At 63.1% G+C, this 18,432-nt stretch carries 17 protein-coding genes; 5 read left to right on the forward strand and 12 right to left on the reverse strand.

What is annotated here, in order from left to right; genetic code table 11:
- Positions 1-57: 57 nt before the first annotated feature.
- The 4 genes from AC2ETI_RS06420 (at position 58) to AC2ETI_RS06435 (ending at position 3,544) form a co-directional block, all read left to right on the forward strand.
- On the forward strand, positions 58-1,008 hold the full coding sequence (locus AC2ETI_RS06420; protein ID WP_020970840.1) for a TauD/TfdA dioxygenase family protein: 951 nt from the start codon (positions 58-60) through the stop codon (positions 1,006-1,008).
- Positions 1,009-1,151: 143 nt separating this feature from the next.
- A complete protein-coding gene (locus tag AC2ETI_RS06425) occupies positions 1,152-2,282 on the forward strand; it encodes an ABC transporter permease (protein ID WP_483633841.1) in 1,131 nt (376 codons plus the stop codon).
- Complete coding sequence (locus AC2ETI_RS06430; RefSeq protein ID WP_483633675.1) at positions 2,279-2,965, forward strand: ABC transporter ATP-binding protein; 687 nt, start codon at positions 2,279-2,281, stop codon at positions 2,963-2,965. The genes AC2ETI_RS06425 and AC2ETI_RS06430 overlap by 4 nt, the downstream gene beginning before the upstream one ends.
- 27 nt (positions 2,966-2,992) lie before the next feature.
- Positions 2,993-3,544, forward strand: a complete 552-nt coding sequence (locus AC2ETI_RS06435; RefSeq protein ID WP_021331952.1) for a TetR/AcrR family transcriptional regulator — start codon at positions 2,993-2,995, stop codon at positions 3,542-3,544.
- A gap of 9 nt (positions 3,545-3,553) precedes the next feature.
- Here AC2ETI_RS06435 and AC2ETI_RS06440 read toward each other — a convergent pair whose 3' ends face one another.
- Positions 3,554-3,928, reverse strand: a complete 375-nt coding sequence (locus tag AC2ETI_RS06440; RefSeq protein ID WP_097386852.1) for a nitroreductase family deazaflavin-dependent oxidoreductase — start codon at positions 3,926-3,928, stop codon at positions 3,554-3,556.
- A 110-nt stretch (positions 3,929-4,038) separates the two neighbouring features.
- Here AC2ETI_RS06440 and AC2ETI_RS06445 point away from each other — a divergent pair, with 110 nt between their 5' ends.
- A complete protein-coding gene (locus AC2ETI_RS06445) occupies positions 4,039-4,692 on the forward strand; it encodes a TetR/AcrR family transcriptional regulator (RefSeq protein WP_097386853.1) in 654 nt (217 codons plus the stop codon).
- Here AC2ETI_RS06445 and hutG read toward each other — a convergent pair.
- The 11 genes from hutG to AC2ETI_RS06500 form a co-directional block, all read right to left on the reverse strand.
- Positions 4,689-5,657, reverse strand: coding sequence for a formimidoylglutamase (hutG, locus tag AC2ETI_RS06450; RefSeq protein ID WP_021331955.1), 969 nt, complete (start codon positions 5,655-5,657; stop codon positions 4,689-4,691). The two genes, AC2ETI_RS06445 and hutG, sit on opposite strands and share 4 nt — an antisense overlap.
- A gap of 23 nt (positions 5,658-5,680) precedes the next feature.
- Positions 5,681-6,871: an imidazolonepropionase gene (gene hutI / locus AC2ETI_RS06455; protein WP_029256288.1), complete on the reverse strand. Its 1,191-nt coding sequence runs from the start codon at positions 6,869-6,871 to the stop codon at positions 5,681-5,683.
- Between the two features lie 37 nt (positions 6,872-6,908).
- A complete protein-coding gene (hutU, locus tag AC2ETI_RS06460; protein ID WP_019745352.1) occupies positions 6,909-8,582 on the reverse strand; it encodes a urocanate hydratase in 1,674 nt (557 codons plus the stop codon).
- Between the two features lie 43 nt (positions 8,583-8,625).
- Positions 8,626-10,062, reverse strand: coding sequence for a purine-cytosine permease family protein (locus tag AC2ETI_RS06465; RefSeq protein WP_019745351.1), 1,437 nt, complete (start codon positions 10,060-10,062; stop codon positions 8,626-8,628).
- Between the two features lie 202 nt (positions 10,063-10,264).
- A complete protein-coding gene (locus tag AC2ETI_RS06470; protein WP_070795658.1) occupies positions 10,265-11,629 on the reverse strand; it encodes an FAD-binding oxidoreductase in 1,365 nt (454 codons plus the stop codon).
- A gap of 16 nt (positions 11,630-11,645) precedes the next feature.
- Entirely contained in the window at positions 11,646-12,719 is a 1,074-nt protein-coding gene (locus AC2ETI_RS06475; protein WP_483633676.1) for a histidinol-phosphate transaminase, read from the reverse strand.
- Positions 12,716-14,284 (reverse strand): histidine ammonia-lyase, encoded by a 1,569-nt coding sequence (gene hutH, locus AC2ETI_RS06480; RefSeq protein ID WP_483633677.1) that lies wholly within the window; start codon positions 14,282-14,284, stop codon positions 12,716-12,718. The genes AC2ETI_RS06475 and hutH overlap by 4 nt, the downstream gene beginning before the upstream one ends.
- Positions 14,285-14,393: 109 nt before the next feature.
- A complete protein-coding gene (locus AC2ETI_RS06485) occupies positions 14,394-15,185 on the reverse strand; it encodes an IclR family transcriptional regulator (protein ID WP_483633678.1) in 792 nt (263 codons plus the stop codon).
- A gap of 92 nt (positions 15,186-15,277) precedes the next feature.
- On the reverse strand, positions 15,278-15,940 hold the full coding sequence (locus AC2ETI_RS06490; RefSeq protein WP_483633679.1) for an IclR family transcriptional regulator: 663 nt from the start codon (positions 15,938-15,940) through the stop codon (positions 15,278-15,280).
- 37 nt (positions 15,941-15,977) lie between these two features.
- Positions 15,978-17,120, reverse strand: coding sequence for a CaiB/BaiF CoA transferase family protein (locus AC2ETI_RS06495; protein ID WP_029256282.1), 1,143 nt, complete (start codon positions 17,118-17,120; stop codon positions 15,978-15,980).
- An 11-nt stretch (positions 17,121-17,131) separates the two neighbouring features.
- A complete protein-coding gene (locus AC2ETI_RS06500) occupies positions 17,132-18,301 on the reverse strand; it encodes an acyl-CoA dehydrogenase family protein (RefSeq protein WP_019745344.1) in 1,170 nt (389 codons plus the stop codon).
- Positions 18,302-18,432: the final 131 nt, after the last annotated feature.

Raw genomic sequence — 18,432 nt, forward strand, 5'->3', positions numbered from 1 at the left:
TAGCCTTAATCTGGATTTTGTCCGTTACGACATCGTCGATTCCGAGGAAGTGCCTTGATGGCTACCCTTTTGCCTGCGGCAACGATCTTTCCGATCCCCACCGATCCGCTTGCTGCCTATGGTCCACTTGTCGCTCGCCGGAATCCCGAGTCCGTAGTTCCGGCGCCGTACGAACACTTTGCGGTCAAGGCGGTCACGCCGACGATCGGAGCGGAAATCTCCGGCATTCGACTCGGTGGGGACCTGTCTGATGCCGTGATTGCGGAACTTCGCCGCGCTCTCCTCGAATGGAAAGTCCTCTTCTTTCGGGATCAGGACCTCGGCCGAGCAGAACATCGAGCTTTTGCCGAGCGTTGGGGCGATCTCGAACAGCATCCGTTCTTCAAGTACACGCAGCCAGGGCAGACGGACGTCGATGTCACGACGCTGGCCAAGGATGCAATGGTCGGCGGCGTCGAGAACAACTGGCACAACGACGTGACGTGGCACGAGTTTCCTTCATTTGCCGCCGTACTTCGTGCAGTCGAGGTGCCAGAGGTGGGTGGTGACACGTTGTGGGCTGACACCGCTGCTGCCTACGATCTGCTTCCGGAAGACGTCAAGAAGCGTATCGACCCGCTTGTTGCAGAACATGATTGGATCAACTCGTTCGGCAGGTCGATGCCGGCGGATGCGGTCGAGATGTTGCGTCCGAAGTTCCCCGCGGTGCAGCATCCGGTGGTTCGGGTCATTCCGGAAAGCGGCAGGCGGGTGTTGTTCGTCAACATGACCTTCACGCAACGGATCTTGGGCGTATCCGAAGAGGAATCGAACGAACTTCTCACGATGCTGTATCGCCACGTCAATCGTCCGGAATTCCAGGTCCGACTGAAGTGGGAGCCGAATACTGTTGCCTTCTGGGACAATCGGACCTGCCAGCATTACGCGGCCAGTGACTACTTCCCGGCTCGTCGTGTGATGGATCGAATCTCGATTGTCGGCGATCGGCCAGTGGGCGTCGGGGACTGATACGACGCTCAGCGCCTCACGATGTCTACTACGAATAGTAGTAACGCACCTCACATAGTTTTTCGACGCCTTGTCGATATGATTTCGACAAGGCGTCGATAAAAGTCGGCGTGACTCGCACCGACGACTTTGGAGCTTCCCGAATGTTCCTCGCCCTGCGTGAACTGTGGTTTGCGCGAAACCGATTCCTCTTGATGGGCGCCGTGGTTGCCCTCATCTCGATCTTGATGGTGATCCTGTCCGGCCTCTCGTCCGGCCTGGTCAACGACGGTGTCTCCGCTTTGCAGTGGACGCCGATCCAGTCGTTTGCCTTCGCCCCGGACACCAAAGCCGACTCGGCGTTTTCGCGCTCGGTCGTCACCGAAGAGCAGGCGCAGGCATGGCGCATGCAACCCGATGTCCAAGACGCCGAGCTCTTCGGCAACATGATCGTCAATGCAAAAACTCGCAGTGGCACGCCTGTCGATCTCACGCTCTTCGGTATCGAACCTGGCTCCTTCCTCGAGCCCGTCACCGCCGACGGGAGGGGACTGCAAGCCGACACGGACATCATCGTCAGCTCTACCTTCCGTGATGATGGTGTTGCGATCGGTGACACGGTGATACTCGATCGACTCGGTACGGAACTGACAGTTGTCGGATTCACCGAAGACAAGCGCACTTTCGGGCACGTAGACGTCGCCTACCTGCCCCTGCGTACCTGGCAGGAGGTTCACGCCGGTGCCAAGATCGGCGAAACCGCCAACGCCAGTGCCTATTCCGAAGCGAGTGTCGTTGCGATTCGGGGCCTGGACGATGTAGTGCCGGACCTCGTGTCGGGAGATGCGGCGGCGGGAACGTCTGCAAAGACGCTCGAGGAATCTTTCGACTCCTCACCGGGCTTCTCCGCGGAAATGATGACAATGTCGATGATCAAGGCGTTTCTGTACGCGATCTCCGCACTGGTCGTCGGCGCATTCTTCAGTATCTGGACAGTTCAGCGTGGTCGCGAACTCGCAGTGTTGCGTGCGATGGGAGCCTCCACCGGCTTTCTGCTTCGCGACGGCATGGCACAGGCACTGGTAGTGCTGCTTGGTTCCATCGGCATCGGTGTGTTGCTGGGCTTGGGGCTCGGCTCGGGACTCGAAGGCGGTGGGATGCCGTTCGCTCTGGAGTCCGGCCCTGTCGTCAACGGCGCAGTGCTCTTGGCGGTACTCGGGCTGATCGGCGCAGCCGTTTCCATCGTCCGCGTTACGCGTGTCAACCCGCTCACCGCATTGGGGGAAAACCGATGACCACAGTCGAAAAAACCACTACCGGACTGGTATTGACCGCTGTCAGTCTTCGATTCGGTGACGGTGACTCCACAGTGCTCGCCCTCGACAACGTGGACCTCGAGGTCGCGGGCGGCGAACTCGTCGCGATCGTCGGGCCGTCAGGGGCTGGAAAGTCGAGCTTGCTCGCTGTGGCCGGCGGACTCGGTCGGCCGTCGAGTGGAACGATTGTCATCGACGGCGTCGACGTGTCGGCGATGCCGGCCCGTGCATTGGCCAAACTTCGACGAGACAAGGTCGGCTTCGTCTTTCAATCCGGCAATCTGATTCCAGCGCTGACGGCGCGCGATCAGCTTCGGCTGATTCCCAAGCTCACGGGGCGGCCGGGGCGCGATCCCGAGGAATTGCTCGACTCGGTCGGTATGAGCCACCGTGCGGATCGTCGACCTGGTCAACTCTCCGGCGGCGAACGACAGCGCGTCGGTATCGCTCGGGCATTGATGATCAATCCCTCGCTACTGCTCGTCGACGAGCCGACGGCTGCTCTCGACCGCAAGCGTAGCCATGAGGTGGTTGAACTGCTCTCGCGCGAAACTCACGAGGCCGGCGTCGCTACGATCATGGTGACCCACGATCACGACGTGCTCGGGCACTGCGACCGCATCCTCGAAATGGTTGACGGTCGATTGCGTCAGAGCGAGTAAGCCCGCAAGGGGACTGGAGGAGATTCGGTGCCGAGGATCGATGCCCCCACTGTGGTCGAGCATCGTGCTGCTCAGCGCCGTGCCCTCCTCGACGCTGCACACGCTCTTCTGTCCGAGACCCCGGACCGGCCGCCAGGGCTCGGTGAGGTGGCAGCGAAGGCCGGGCTCGCCAGGTCGAGTGCCTACCACTACTTCCGGTCCCGAGAAGATCTCCTCAGTGCCGTCGTCGAAGATATGTTCCCGCGCTGGAACGACAAGATCGTCGAGGCGATGGCAGGCGCAGACGATCCGGTATGGGCGTACGTCGAAGCAAACCTCCAACTGGTTGCCGACGGGGAGCATGCGATAGTCGGAGCGCTGGCGACGCTGACCCCGCAAACGTTTCGAGATTCGCGGATCATGGAAATGCACGACAGTCTTGTGCTTCCGCTTGTCGAGGCCCTTCGCCTCCGTGGCGTGTCGGACCCGAAGCTCACCGCCAAGTTGATCAACTCGCTGGTGCATACGGGTACTGAACTGATCGAATCCGGTTGCAGCATGGACGAAGTCAGGTCCGCCGTGCGTGAGGTCCTCGCGTGACGGGCAGCCTCAGGCCGTAATCAGATCCATCCGAAGGTACTCGGTGATGCGGAGCAGTCTCGGGGGTTGGGACACGTCTGAGGAAAGTGCTTGAAATGCTTCGTCTTTCGTGACGAGGCGCGGGGCGCCGAGGCCCACCTCCGTCTCGTCGACCGACAGTCGAGCGCTTCCCGCTTTCAAGACGTTCTGCACCCAGTCCGAGCCTGATCCGTACACCAGAATGAAGACATAGCCACCCTCGACCGGATAGGCGTCGAGAGGTGTCCGGTAGGTCGTGCCGGATGTGCGTCCGACGTGTGTCAGTATCGGCCATTTCCCGCTCGAGATCGCGCGAGGATTGAACACTCGCTTGTTGACGTGTCCCCACCATCTCGGCATCGGCATTGCGGTCTCCCTTCGCGAGCGCCTTACGAACGTAAGGCTGGCTTACACCTGTAAGGGTGACTTACGGATGTAAGGTTGTCAACGTATTCGTTCCTCGGAGGGGAGTCTGTGTGTCACGGCAACCGCGACAGTCGCTGAACAGGACTCGCGTAATCGAGGGCGCGATCCGCGTTGCCGACGCGGGTGGTGTCGAGGCCGTCACGATGCGACGGGTGGCCCAGGAGTTGGGCATCGAGGCGATGTCGCTCTACCACCACGTGCCCAACAAAGATGCGATTCTCGACGGCGTCGTCGATGCGGTCTTCGAGGCGATCGACCTGCCTGACAGCGAGTGCGCGGATTGGCGAGATGCAATCCGCGGACGCGCCTTTTCCGCTCGCACAGTCCTGTCGCAGCACCGTTGGGCTCTCGGTTTGCTGGATTCGCGACGCAACCCTGGCTCGGCGACCATGCGTCATCTCGACGCTGTGCTCGGAGTCCTCCGGAAGGCCGGGTTCACGCTGCCGATGGCCGCCCACGGAGCCTCGCTGATCGACAGCTACATCGGCGGATATGTTCTCCAGGAGGCGAATCTGCCGATCAGCGGGCCCGTCGACGTCGAAGAAGTTGCGAGTGACATCCTCGAGCACCTTCCGGCTGAAGAGTTGCCCTTCCTTCACGAGATGATCGTCGATCACGGTCTGAGTCCGGCTTACGACCACACGAGTGAGTTCGCCTACGGTCTCGATCTCATCCTCGATGCGCTGGAGGCGCGCCGATGCTAGCGCCGAACCGGCACGTGCTTGGTGACTATCCGGTGGATCAGGCGAGCAGCGGTCCGGGCAGTGCGATTGTCGATGTCGAGGCTCGGGTTCAGTTCGGCGACATCGAGAACCGCGAGCTTTCCGCTGGATGTGACTCGATCACATACGTATTGGATTGTTTCCAGGCTGACGCCGTAGGCCGCGGGTGCGCTGACGCCCGGCGCCACGGCGGCGGGAAGCACGTCGAGGTCGATGGTCAGGTAGACCAGATCGACGTCGTCGAGGAAGTCTGCGAGGAACTGATCCACGACGCCTCGAGCGATCACTCCGCATTCTTCGTCGAGCAGATAGCGAACGCCAAGGCGGTGAGCCGTGTCGAACAGAGCAGTGGTGTTGCTCGGTTGGCTGATTCCGATCACGCTGTACTGATGTGAGGTGCCTGCCGCGGCTTCGTCCTCGGCGATCTGACGAAAGGGCGTGCCGGAACTGGGGATCGGGTCGCCACGAAGGTCGAAGTGCGCATCCAAGTTGAGGATTCCGAGTTTGGCTCCGGCGGTTCGCAACTCGGAGCCCGCGACGCCGAGGTATGTACCGTAGGCGATTTCGTGTCCTCCCCCGAGAACCACGGGGAAGTGTCCCGAATCGAGCGCGGCACTGACGGCGTTCCCGAGTGCGGCCTGACCGGCCTCGAGTTCTTCACCCGACACGGCAACGGTTCCCGCGTCCTGAATCTGCAGTGGTTCGGCCAGCGCCATGGAGGCCAACCCCGCTCGCAATGCGTCCGGGCCATCCGCGGCGCCGCGGCGGCCCTTGTTGCGGCGGACTCCTTCGTCGCTGGAGAATCCGATCAGAACACAGTCGCCGGGAGCTGTTTCGGCTGAATACGGTTGCACGGCATGATGCCACCGCAGATGCTCGGCAGTGGTGCCGTCGGAGCGCCCGGTCCACGGCTTGGGTTCGATGTCGACTGCGATCTGATGTGCCACGACGGCCTCCCGGTGAGTGTATTTCAGTAGCTTGTGGCGAGTGCGCCGTTTTTCCAGACCTCGCGCACCAGAGGGACGCCCGGGCGGTAGGCGAGGTGGAGGTACGACGGTGCATCGAGCGCGATGGCGTCGGCACGTGTTCCGAGAGAAAGGGTTCCGACGTCGGTGCGCTGCAGCGCCCGAGCGCCACCTGCAGTGGCTGCCCAGACTGCCTCAGCGGGCGTCATGTGCATGTCTCGCACCGCAATTGCGATGCAGAACGGAAGGCTCGTGGTGTAACAGGTACCGGGATTGCAGTCGGCGCCCAGAGCTACGGTGACTCCGGCGTCGAGCAGTGCGCGTGCGTCGGGGTACTTGTTGCGGGTGGAGAAGTCGGCGCCGGGCAACAGTGTTGCGACGGTGGAACTCTGAGCCAGGGCGTCGATGTCCTCGGCGGTGACGTACGTGACGTGGTCGACGGACGCTGCTCCCATCTCGACGGCGAGCTGAACTCCTGGCCCTTCGCCGAGCTGATTGCCGTGGACGCGGGGGATCAGTCCGGCGGCTACGCCTGCGCTCAGGACTGCATGAGCCTGTTCGCGGTTGAATGCTCCTCGCTCGCAGAAGACATCGATCCACTTTGCGTGTGGCGCACAGGCAGGGATCATCTCGTCGCACGCCATGGCGACGTAATCATCGGCGCGGCCGGCATATTCGGGTGGTGGAACATGGGCGGCCAGCAGTGTGACCTCGTCGGTGAACTGTCCGGCGATCAGTGCGCTGCGTAGTTCGCTCTCGGTGTTCTGCCCGTACCCGGTCTTGCATTCGACGGTTGTGCTGCCCGAGCGCAGGGATTCGTCGAGTAGGCGCCGAACATTGGCCTGCAATTGTTCGTCGGTGGCCGAGCGCGTCGCTTCGATGGTGTTGCGAATGCCGCCGGCGGCGTACTTCTCGCCCGCCATGCGAGCTGCGAATTCCTCGGCCCGCTCGCCACCGAACACCAGGTGCGAGTGACTCTCCACGAAACCGGGGAGCAGGGCCCGACCGCCGATATCCTGACCGATATCGGCAGCCGGGGCGTCGGCGGAATCGCCGACCCAAGCAACAACGCCGTCGTCGAAAACGATTGCCGCGTCGTGTCGTACGCCGAGCTTGCCCTCACCCAGAGTCGGGTCATTGGTGACGAGGGTTCCGATGTTGGTCAGAACTGTGGTTCGAGAACCATTCGTGGTCAATGTAATTCCTAACTCAGTGTGAGGTGGTGGAGCTGTTTCAGTTCTCGGTCATCGGGATACGGACGCCGCGCGTGGCCGCCGTGTCGATGGCGTGGTCGTATCCTGCATCCGCATGCCGGATGACGCCCATCCCGGGATCGTTGGTGAGAACCGCTTCGAGCTTCTTGGCCGCGAGTTCGGTGCCGTCGGCGATGCACACCTGTCCCGCGTGGATGGAGCGTCCCATACCGACGCCGCCGCCTTGGTGAAGTGAAACCCACGAAGCGCCGGACGCGGTGTTGACCAGGGCGTTGAGCAGCGGCCAGTCGGCGATCGCGTCGGACCCGTCGATCATCGATTCGGTTTCGCGGTACGGCGAGGCGACCGATCCCGAGTCGAGGTGATCGCGGCCGATGGCGATCGGCGCGGACAGTTCGCCCGAGGCAACCATCTCGTTGAACTTGAGGCCCGCGAGGTGGCGCTCACCGTATCCGAGCCAGCAGATGCGGGCCGGAAGGCCCTCGAAGGCAACCTTTTCGCCTGCCATGGTGATCCAGCGACGCAGGTGCTCGTTCTCGGGGAAGAGTTCGAGGATGGCCTTGTCGGTGGCCTCGATGTCCTTGGGATCACCGGAGAGAGCTGCCCAGCGGAAGGGGCCGAGACCTTCTTCGAAGAGCGGGCGGATGTAGGCGGGAACGAATCCGGGGAAGTCGAAAGCGCGGTCGTAGCCGGCCTTGCGGGCCTCGTCACGGATGGAGTTGCCGTAGTCGAACACCTCGGCGCCGGCGTCCATGAATCCGACCATGGCCTTGACGTGCGCGGCCATCGCGTTGCGGGAATCTTCGGTGAACTTCTGCGGATCCTTCTCCGACATGATCTTCATGTCGGGGAAGTCGATCCCGATCGGCAGGTAGGCGAGGGGATCGTGCGCCGAGGTCTGGTCGGTGACGATGTCGATGGGGGCCTTCATCTCCAGCAGAGCCGGGAAGATCTCTGCCGCATTGCCTTCGAGGCCGATGGAGAGCGGCTTCTTGGCGTCACGTGCCGCTGTCGCCAGTTCGAGCGCGTGCTCGATGCTGTCGGCCTTGGTGTCGAGGTACTTGTGGGCGATGCGACGGTCGATGCGGGTGATGTCGCAGTCGACGCAGATCGCGACGCCGTCGTTCATGGTGACGGCGAGAGGCTGGGCGCCGCCCATTCCGCCGAGACCTGCAGTGAGCGTGATCGTTCCGGCGAGCGATCCGTTGTAGCGCTTCTTCGCAATGGCGCCGAAGGTCTCGTAGGTGCCCTGCAGGATTCCCTGGGTGCCGATGTAAATCCAGGAGCCTGCGGTCATCTGGCCGTACATGGTCAGGCCGAGGTCTTCGAGACGGCGGAACTCTTCCCAGTTCGCCCAGTCACCGACGAGGTTGGAGTTGGCGATCAGCACTCGCGGTGCCCACTCGTTGGTGCGGAAGACACCGACCGGCTTGCCGGACTGCACGAGCATGGTCTCGTCGTTCTTCAGCGTCTTCAGCGTGGCGACCATGGCGTCGAATGCCGCCCAACTACGTGCTGCGCGACCGGTTCCGCCGTAGACGACGAGGCTGTCCGGGTGCTCGGCAACATCGGGGTCGAGGTTGTTCATGAGCATGCGCAGGGCGCCCTCCTGCTGCCAACCGAGCGTCGTGAGCTCGGGGCCGCGGGGAGCACGGACGGGGCGCGGCTCGTGGCCGGGGGTGCTGATTTCCATGGTGTTCTCCTTGCTTAACTGAAGTTCGAAAGATGTTGGGGGATCAGACGCGAGAGTCGGTCATCGCGGTGTGATCGGGGTAGATCATCGATGTAGGCGGATTGCTGGTGCGCTTGGCGAGCGGGTAGTAGATCAGGCCGGTGAACACGATGCCGACGATCCAGGAGATGTCGGCGCCGCCGAGCATGTCCGTGACGGGGCCGGTGTACATCTTCTGGGCGAGGAACGGGATCTGGGCGAGAACGCCGGCGGCGTAGCAAGCCAATGCGGTGAAGTTCCATGCTCCGTATCGACCGTTGACGTCGTAGAGCGCCGGAATGTCGATGCGCTCCTTGGAGATCAGGTAGTAGTCGATCAGATTGATCGCACTCCACGGCGTGAACACCATCAGCAACACCAGGACGAAGTTCTTGAAGTTGTCCAGGAAGTCGGCGCTGGCGGCGATCGCGATCAACACCGAGACGGCGGTGAAACCGAGAATGTAGAGGGTACGGGCGGTGCTCGAGATTCGCGACTGGCCGTTGAAGGCTGTGACGGTGGTCAGGATCGACATGAATCCGCCGTACGCGTTGAGCACGTTCACCGTCAGCTTGCCGACCAGGATGACGAAGTAGATCAGGAAGGCGATGGCAGCGGGTCCGGCCAGATCTCCCATGAAGCCGACCTGGTTACCCAGGAACGCGTCGCCGGCGCAGGCCGCGACGAGGGCGCCGAAGGTCATGGACCACTGTGATCCGATGACGCTACCGAGGAACGTCGACCAGAAGGTAGTGCTCTCGGAGGTGCTGCGCGGCAGGTAACGCGAGTAGTCGGCGACGTACGGGCCGAACGTGAGCTGCCAACCGGCGCCCAGCGAGATCGCGAGCAGGAAGGTGACGATGTCGAAGCCCTTGATACCGACGTACGAGGCGACGTCGTACTCGAGGAACAGTCGAACGGCCAGGTAGGAGAATCCGACGATGCCCACGACGGTGGCGATCCTGCCGACGATGTGGATCAGCTTGTAGCCGGTGACCGCGACGAATGCGGTGAGGAGACCGAAGACGACGATGCCGACGGTGGGGCTGTCGATGTGCAGGATCTTGTTGACGGCTTGGCCGGCCAACACGGTGCCGGTGGCAGCGAAGCCGAGGTACATCAGGATGACGAGAACTAGCGGTACGACGGCTCCCTTGACGCCGAACTGGGCGCGACTCGAGATCATCTGGGGGAGGCCCATGCGCGGGCCCTGTGCGGAGTGAAGCGCCATGACAGCGCCACCGAAGATGTTGCCGATCAGAAGTCCGACGATTGCCCAGATGGCGTCCGCGCCGAATACGACGGCGAGAGCACCGTCGACGATTGCCGTGATCTGCATGTTGGCGCCGAACCAGAGAGTGAACTGGCTGCGCGGGGTGCCGTGTCGTTCTGCATCCGGGACGACGTCGATAGTGCGTCGTTCCGGAGTGAGGATGACCTCGGCCGGTCCATCGTGAGTCATAGGCCTGTCTTTCTGCTGCGAGCCCGTCGAGCGACGGAATCGACGTCGGGGTATTGCCCACCTTCTTCGTGCTTGGTGCTTTGCGCCTGGTGCTCTGTGCGCTGGGTCACTGTCACTGCGGATAAATGTATATGCCTGTATATACAGGCGTCAATACCTGAAACCCGTTTTCGCGTAAATGCTGTGTAACACCGCTCGAGAATCAGAAACCCTTACCAGGGTTGAGGATTCCGAGTGGATCGAACGCGGCCTTGATCGATCGGTGCAGTTGCATGCTGTCCTCACCGAGCTCGAGAGAGAGCCAGCGACGCTTCAGAACGCCGACGCCGTGCTCTCCGGTCAGAGTTCCGCCGAGTTCGAGAGCACGCCGGAAGACCTCGTCCGCGGCGGTCCACACGGCTTCGGGGGCCGAGCCGTCGGCAGTGCGGTCGAAGACGAAGGTCGGATGGACGTTGCCGTCACCCGCGTGCGCGACGGTCATGATCTTGACCGAGTGCTCGGCGGCCGCCCGGTCGATACTTTCGAGCATGTCGGGCAGTTTCGACCGCGGGACCCCGACGTCTTCCACCAGACATTGCCCGAGTCGTTCGGATGCCGGATAGGCGAGTCGGCGAATCTCGAGTAGCTGTGCGGCTTCTGCTGCGTCCTGTGAGACGGCGACAAAATCGGCGCCGGCCCTCTCGAAGTGTTTCTGCATCGCCGCGGCTGCTGCGTCGGCGTCGACCCCATCGGCCTGTGCGATCAGCATCGCGGCGGTGTTGTCTTCCAACCCGATTCGTTTCCAGTCGTCGACTGCGCGAAGGGTTGCTCGATCGATCAGCTCCAGCAGGCTCGGCCCGATTCCGTCGCGAACGACCGCGGCAACCGCGTCCGCTGCGGAGCGGAGAGAATCGAAACTGCCGACGACGGTGACCGGTGCTCTCTTGGGCTTGGGCTGCAACTTGAGCGTGGCACTCGTGACGACTCCGAGTGTTCCTTCCGAACCGACGAGAAGACTGGTCAAGTCGTATCCCGCAACACCTTTGACGGTCCTTCGGCCTGTCCGCACGATCCGACCGTCGGCGAGCACAACCTCGAGACCCAGGACTGAATCGCGGGTGACGCCGTACTTCACGCAACGAAGTCCACCGGCGTTGGTGGCGATGTTTCCGCCGATCGTGGAGATCTCGAAGCTGCTCGGATCGGGGGCGTACATCAGCCCGTACTCGTCTGCTGCTCGGCTGATGTCAGCGTTGATCACCCCGGCTTCCACGACAGCCAGCTGATCGTCCGGATTGACCTCGAGAATCGAGCGCATGCGAGTGGTCGAGATGACCAGGCAGCCCTCGACGGCTGCCCCGCCACCCGCCAAACCGGTTCCCGCACCGCGGGTTACCACCGGGACACGGTGAGCAGTAGCCCATTTCAGAGCCTCGGAAATGTCGGCCGCAGTTTCAGCGAGCATGACGGCTGCCGGATGGCCGGGTTCGGCGAGATGGGCCTCGTCGCGACGGTACGAGTCCATTACCGCCGGGTCGGTGATCAGGCGACTCGAACCGATCGACCGAGCGAGTTCGTGGACGGACATTCTTATCTCCAGTCGGTCAAAGGTTTTGTGCGAGAGCGTCCACAGCTGAGATCACGGCGTCTTCTGCGGCCCGCTCGCCGACGGTGACCCGCACCCCCTCGCCAGGGAACATCCGGACCGAGACACCCTGGGTGACGCAAGCCGCTTCTAGTGCAGAAGCTCTCTCGCCGAGAGGGATCCACACGAAGTTGGCGCCGCTCGGGACCGTCTCGACGCCGCGCAGAGCCAATTGCTCACGTAGGTGAGCGCGACCCGCGGTTACCGTTTCGACTATCGAATCGGTGTGCGCCGGATCGGTCAACGCTGCGCAGGCCGCGGCCTCGGCAACGGCGCTGAGCCCGAAGGGCGGTGCCGCGCTGGAAAGATCCGCTGCGATCGCCGGATTGGTGATGGCATAGCCGACCCGAAGGCCGGCCAATCCGTAAGCCTTGGAGAAGGTTCGGAATACGACGATGTTGGGAAAGGCTCGAAGCAGGTCGACGCCGTCGACATCGCTGGTCGCGAACTCCCGGTAAGCCTCGTCCAGAAGGATGAGGACGTCACCCGGGATCGAGCGGGCGAACGAGACGAACTCGGCGGTCGAGAACTCGCTTCCGGTCGGATTGTTGGGGTTGCAGACGAGTACCGCGCGGGTCTGCGGAGTCACGGCTGCCGCCATTGCACTCAGATCGTGCCGATGTTCGGAATCGAGTGCGACGGGTACACCGCTCGCCCCGGCGATTCCGATCAGAATCGGGTACGCCTCGTAGCTGCGCCACGGGTAGACGACTTCGGTGCCCGGGCCCGTGTATGCGGTCAATACCTGCTGGAGCAGCGCCAACGACCCGGCGCCGACCAGTACCTGGTCGTCGCCGACGCCCAGGCGGTCGCTCAACCGGGCGATCAGCGTGTCGCCGAACAGCGACGGATACAAGTGCGAGTGTGAGGCCGCGAGATTGACGGCCTCGAGAATTGCCGCGGAGGGTGCAACCGTCGACTCGTTGCTCGACGCACGCCACCGAACCTGCTCGAGGCCGGCGGCTTTGGAGTATCGAGGGAGTGCTTCGATTTCGGGTCGGGGGCGAGGCCGCAGCGCTCCGGGCGCGCTCATACCAGGACGCCGATCGCGTTCTCCGCGGCTGCAACGAGTGCACCCGATGCCGCCAAGTCCACCGCGGCCTCGATCTCGGGGGACAGGAAGCGATCGGTGCCCGGCCCCTGCACCTTCTCGCGGAGGGCCCGAAGGACGGCTCCGGTGGCTGGTGAGGGTTCGAGTGGGGAGCGCAAATCGATTCCTCGTGCTGCAGTGAGTATCTCGATCGCGAGAACTCGGGTGAGACCGTCGATGGACCGGCGGAGCTTACGTGCACCCGACCATCCCATGGAGACGTGATCTTCCTGCATGGCCGAGGAGGGAATCGAATCGACGCTGGCGGGGCTTGCGAGTCGCTTGAGTTCGGACACGACGGCAGCTTGTGTGTACTGCGCGATCATCAGTCCGCTGTCGACTCCGGGGTCGTCGGCAAGGAAGGGAGTCAGACCGTGGTTGCGTGCTACGTCGAGGAAGCGGTCGGTGCGGCGTTCGCTGATCCCCGCGACATCCGCGGTCACGATGGCGAGGAAGTCCAAGACGTAGGCCACGGGAGCTCCGTGGAAGTTTCCGTTGGATCGAACCCGTCCGTCGAGGGTGACAACGGGATTGTCGACAGCACTGGCCAATTCGCGCCCGGCGACGAGGCGGGCGTGATCGACGGTGTCGCGTGCGCCGCCGGCGACCTGCGGTGCGCACCGCAGTGAGTACGCGTCTTGAACCCTGGTGCAGTCAGGGCCCGCATGGCTGGCGACGATCGGGGAATCGGCAAGCAGACGCACCATGTTCGACGCGGCCGCGCCCTGGCCGGGGTGGGGGCGAAGCGTTTGGAGGTCCGCGGCGAACACCTGATCGGTGCCGAGCAAGCCCTCGACGCTCATGGAGGCAGCGATGTCGGCCAACTTGAGCAGATGATCGAGATCGGTGATCGCAAGGGCCAGTTGGCCGAGCATCCCGTCGGTACCGTTGATCAGTGCGAGGCCTTCTTTCTCGGCCAGAACCACCGGTTCGAGGCCATGGGCAGCCAATGCTGTTGCCGCATCGGTGAGTTCACCGTCGGCGGTGCGGACGGAACCTTCGCCGATGATTGCCATCGCCACATGAGCCAGTGGTGCCAGATCTCCCGAGCATCCGAGGCTGCCGTATTCGTGCACCACCGGGGTGATGCCTGCGGTGAGTAGGTCGGCGTACGCCTGTGCGACCACGGGGCGCACTCCGGTCCTTCCGGTGGCGAGCGTCGACAGGCGCAGAAGCATCAAGGCCCGGATCACTTCGCGTTCGACTTCCGGTCCCGAACCTGCCGCGTGTGAGCGGATCAGGCTGCGCTGCAACTGCGTCCGCAGATGCGCCGGAATGTGCCGGGTGGCAAGTGCGCCGAATCCGGTGGAAACCCCGTAGACCGGCGTGGGATCTGCGGCCAGGGCCTCGATGCGTGCACGACTTTCGGCGATCGCGGTCAGTGATTCCGCGGTCAATGCGACGCCGTAACCGTTGCGCGCGACGTCGACGACGTCGGCGATGGTGACAGCGCCGATTCCGACCTCAATGGTTCGGGTGGCTGTATGGGTGGCAGGGGTGGCGTTCATGGGACTCCAATGATGATGCGGCGGTGTTCCAGCAAGTCTTGTATGCGAGACTCTAGTCTTGAATATGAGACGAAAACAAGGCCCGAAAAGTACGGAACGGAGAAATTGGCTACATGTCTGCGGTCGGGGTCTCCACCATTCGATCTCCGAGATCGGCGGAGAACTCGGCGCTGACGGCGCGCACTCGGTCGGCGATCAGGGCACTCTCCTCGGCCGATTTGGAGCCGGAGAGGAAGGTGACGCCGAGAGCTGCGACCGGACGACCGTCCCGCGTGATCACGGGGCTGGCGATGCAATTGATTCCGGATGTCGTCGCATTCTCTTCGACCGCATATCCGCTCTCACGTGCTGCGGCGAGCAGTTCTCGCAGTTCGGCGAGCGTCGACGGTCCCGTTCCGGTCCGCGTCGGCCAGGTGTATCCCGCGTAGAGCGCGCTGATCTGTTCCACGTCCAGACGGCTCAGAATCGCGCGCCCGACTGCGGTGAGATGCGCTGGAAGGCGAGTCCCGATTTCGGTCACCAATCGCACGCCCGGCTTCAGTGGTTCACGTTTGTCGAGGTAGATGACGTCAGAGCCCTGTAGTACCGCCAGATGAGACGTCTCATCCGTCGACTGAGTGAGTGCCAGCATGAATCGTTGGCCCTCACGGTGAAGTGGGCCTGAGCGCATGTACGACGCACCGACTTCGAACGCCGAGACACCCAGGGTCCAGGCGCGCTGATCAGCCCAGTACGAGACGAACCGTCGATCCCGCATGACATTGAGGAGATGATGCGTCGTACTCTTCGGCAGCTCGAGGGCGCTCGAGATTTCGGCCGTCGCCAGCGGCACACCCCGGCGGGCCAGGAGATCGAGCACGTCGAGCACGCGCTCAGCAGATTTCACGCGACTCGTCGTCATGTGGGGTGTGTCCTTACGAGTAGGTAGGAAATCCGGAGCGGGGAACCACATTGTCTCGGATACGAGACTGAATCGCCAAGTGCTCGGGGTGGTCAGGGAGCCTGGCTGCCGAGTTCCGCGGACAACCGGGCGCAGTGCTCCACCAAGACGCGACCGTGGCTGGCGCAGACCTCGTCCGTCAGACGGAATGTCGGGCCGACGACGCTGAGCGCTCCGGCTATCTGACCGACTGCGTTGTAGATCGGCGCGGCAACTCCGGTCGAGTGATCCTCGATGGTGTCGTGCGCAATGGCGTACCCGCTCTCACCTACCTTGCCGCTCAACGCTGCGCCGACGGCGGTGCCGTCCAGGGGAACGCTCTGTCCCACCCACCCCATGTGGCGGATCGCGTGCGTGCCCTCGATCTGATCGAGATACAGCGCAGTGTCTTTCGGTCCCATCGTCGACAGGTAGGTCGATTCCCTCGTGGTTTCGGCGATGGCCTTCATCGCGGGCCGGGCTCTCTGCAACAGTTGATTGTCACCGAGAGCGCGAGCTCCGATCTGCAATAGCCGCGGGCCGACGCGATAGACGTTGTCCTCGCCGCGAACGACGAACTCGGTTTGTTCGAGGCTTCTGATCAGGCGAAGGGCGGTACTGGTTGCCAGATCGGTTGCCTTGGCGGCGTCGCCGAGCGTCAATCCGCCGTGCTCGACGATCGCACCGAGAAGTTCGAACGTGCGATTCGCGCTGCGGGTCACGTCGCCGGGGGCCATGTCCTACTCCAAGTGCCGAGGGATGTCTGCGCTGAATCTATCGCGAGCCCGGCAGTACCTCACCGTGGTGCTCGTCCAGCAGGGGACTGCGGCGGACATCGGGGCGTTGGCTCTCACCGAACACGACGGGTTGTCGTACGTAGGAGATCTTTCCTGCTACCGGGTGCTCGAACGATTCGACGACTCCGCGATACTCGGCCTGTGCGGAGGTGAGTGCCTGCTGGACGTCCCAGATCTCCGAGCCGGCGAGGCCCGCGTCGCCGAGAATGCCGACCACGTCGGCGACGGTCTTTCCGGCAGCCCAGTTTTCGATCTCCTTGCGCAGTGCCGGCTCGTTCTCGGTCCGGGCGGTGTCGTCGGCAAATCGAGGATCTGCGATCAGGTCGATGCGATTCATCGTCTGCGCCAATTTCTCGAAGCCGGATTGGCTCGCAACCGCGAGGACAAAGAGTCCGTCGTCGGCCCGATAGGTGTCGAATGGTGTTGACACCGGATGACGGTTACCGACGCGTGGGGGAGTGAGCCCGGTGGATTGCAGTTGGCTGTGTGCTGTCGGCAGCATGGCGAGCATGCTGTCGAACATCGCGACGTCAAGGTGCTGCCCGAGTCCGGTCGCCCGTGCACTCAGCAGGGCGGTACTGATTCCCCAGGCGGCGAACAGCCCGGCGACCAGGTCTCCGAACGACTCACCCAACCGTGTCGGCCCGGATTCCTCCGAACCGGTGATGCTCATGATTCCCGAAAGAGCCTGGACTACAAGGTCGTAGGCGGCGGCGCCGGACATGGGACCGTCCTGTCCGAAACCGGAGATCGACGCGTACACGATCCGCGGATTGCGAGCCCGCGCAGCCTCGTAGTCGATTCCCAGGCGCTTGGTGACGCCCGGGCGAAAGTTTTCCACGACGACGTCGGCGGTCTCGATGAGCGTCAGCAGCGCCTCACGGTCCTCGTCGTCCTTGAGGTTGAGTGCCACCGAACGCTTGCCACGATTGAGCACGTTGAAGTAGATGCTCTCGCCGTCGCGGAACGGGCCGAGGTGCCGAGAGTCTTCACCGTGTTCGGATTCGATCTTGACGACGTCCGCACCGGCGTCCGAAAGCAGTGCGGTGCAGTAGGGTCCGGCGAGGACGCGCGAGAGGTCGATGACCCGGATGCCGTCGAGTGGGGGAAGTGCAGACATGTCCGCGCCTTTCAGAAATCGGTGGAACGCGGCGACGGAGCGTTGCCGGCAATGGTGAGCAATTGGATCTGCGAGGTGCCCTCGAAGATGCGGAGAATGCGGCAATCGCGGTACAGGCGTTCGATTTCCGATTCGCGCATGAATCCCGCGCCGCCGTGGATCTGCACGGTTTGATCGACGATCGAGAAGCAGGCCTCGGTGGCGACGTACTTCGAAATCGATGCGGCGCGGCGGATGTCCTGACCGGCGTCCTTGACGTCGGCGGCCCAGTCTGCGGTGACGCGTGACGCGACCAGTTGCGCGTCGCAGCCACCGAGGAGTAGCTGAATTGCCTGGAAGTCGAAGATCGGCGTGCCGAACTGCTTTCGCTCGGTGGCGTACTCACGTCCCAGTTCCCAAGCGCGCAAAGCGATGCCGTTCGCCATTGCCGCCACGTCGATGCGCGCACGGTTCAGTGCGGTCAAGGCGATGTTGCCGCCGCGACCTTCGGTGCCGATCACCGAGTCGAGCGGCAGCACGACGTCGTCGAGGTAGACGGTGTATGTCGGAGCCGAACGAATTCCCATCTTGTCCTGCGGCTCCGAGTAACTGATTCCCGGAGTGCCCTTGGGGACGACGAAGGCGGTGATGCCGCGGAATCCTGCGCTCGGGTCCGTCTTGGCGAAGAGCACGACCAGGTCGGCTTCCTTCGCGTTGGAGATGTACGTCTTGGATCCGGAGAGATGCCAGCCGTCGTCCTCGCGTCGAGCGACGGTACGCATCGAGGCGATGTCGGAGCCGGCGTCGGGTTCGGTGAGTGCAAATCCGGCCAGCAGTTCGCCCGACGCGAGCTGGGGCAACCAGCGGTGCTTCTGCTCTTCGGAACCGCCGACGAGAATCGGCTCGAGGCCCAGGTAGTGCGCGGTGTAAATCGATGCCAGTGCGGCGTCGGTGCGTGCAACTTCTTCGATGGCGACCAGTTGGGTTCGTGTCGACAGGCCCAGACCGCCGAATTCCTCCGGCACGGAAATGCCCATGAGGTCCTGCTGTCCGAGGCGCTTGACCAGCTGCGCCGGGAACTCTTTGGATTCGTCGCGTGCGGCTGCTCCGGGTTGGATCTCGGCGTTGGCGAAGGCTCGGACGGTGCTGCGGAACTCAGCGAGATCAACGCTGTCGATGTCGTGCGCGGTCTGGGTGGTCACGGGGGCTCCTTCGAAGCGAGGTAGTTCACGAATTTCATCTAATGGAATCTAATTGCCACTAGTTGGCACGACTGACTATGGCTGAGGGTGGCGAATTTGTCCAGGGGTGGAGCTGTTGTGTCGCGGCTCAC

This window comes from Rhodococcus sp. MurmanLake-1 (assembly GCF_056945715.1).

Excerpts from the sequence above, each read along its gene's own strand:
- AC2ETI_RS06420 (WP_020970840.1), top strand. The coding sequence starts at position 58 with ATGGCTACCCTTTTGCCTGCGGCAACGATCTTTCCGATCCCCACCGAT.
- AC2ETI_RS06425 (WP_483633841.1), top strand. The coding sequence starts at position 1,152 with ATGTTCCTCGCCCTGCGTGAACTGTGGTTTGCGCGAAACCGATTCCTC.
- AC2ETI_RS06430 (WP_483633675.1), top strand. The coding sequence starts at position 2,279 with ATGACCACAGTCGAAAAAACCACTACCGGACTGGTATTGACCGCTGTC.
- AC2ETI_RS06440 (WP_097386852.1), bottom strand. The coding sequence starts at position 3,928 with ATGCCGATGCCGAGATGGTGGGGACACGTCAACAAGCGAGTGTTCAAT.
- hutU (WP_019745352.1), bottom strand. The coding sequence starts at position 8,582 with ATGGAAATCAGCACCCCCGGCCACGAGCCGCGCCCCGTCCGTGCTCCC.
- AC2ETI_RS06465 (WP_019745351.1), bottom strand. The coding sequence starts at position 10,062 with ATGACTCACGATGGACCGGCCGAGGTCATCCTCACTCCGGAACGACGC.
- AC2ETI_RS06470 (WP_070795658.1), bottom strand. The coding sequence starts at position 11,629 with ATGTCCGTCCACGAACTCGCTCGGTCGATCGGTTCGAGTCGCCTGATC.
- AC2ETI_RS06475 (WP_483633676.1), bottom strand. The coding sequence starts at position 12,719 with ATGAGCGCGCCCGGAGCGCTGCGGCCTCGCCCCCGACCCGAAATCGAA.
- hutH (WP_483633677.1), bottom strand. The coding sequence starts at position 14,284 with ATGAACGCCACCCCTGCCACCCATACAGCCACCCGAACCATTGAGGTC.
- AC2ETI_RS06485 (WP_483633678.1), bottom strand. The coding sequence starts at position 15,185 with ATGACGACGAGTCGCGTGAAATCTGCTGAGCGCGTGCTCGACGTGCTC.
- AC2ETI_RS06490 (WP_483633679.1), bottom strand. The coding sequence starts at position 15,940 with ATGGCCCCCGGCGACGTGACCCGCAGCGCGAATCGCACGTTCGAACTT.
- AC2ETI_RS06495 (WP_029256282.1), bottom strand. The coding sequence starts at position 17,120 with ATGTCTGCACTTCCCCCACTCGACGGCATCCGGGTCATCGACCTCTCG.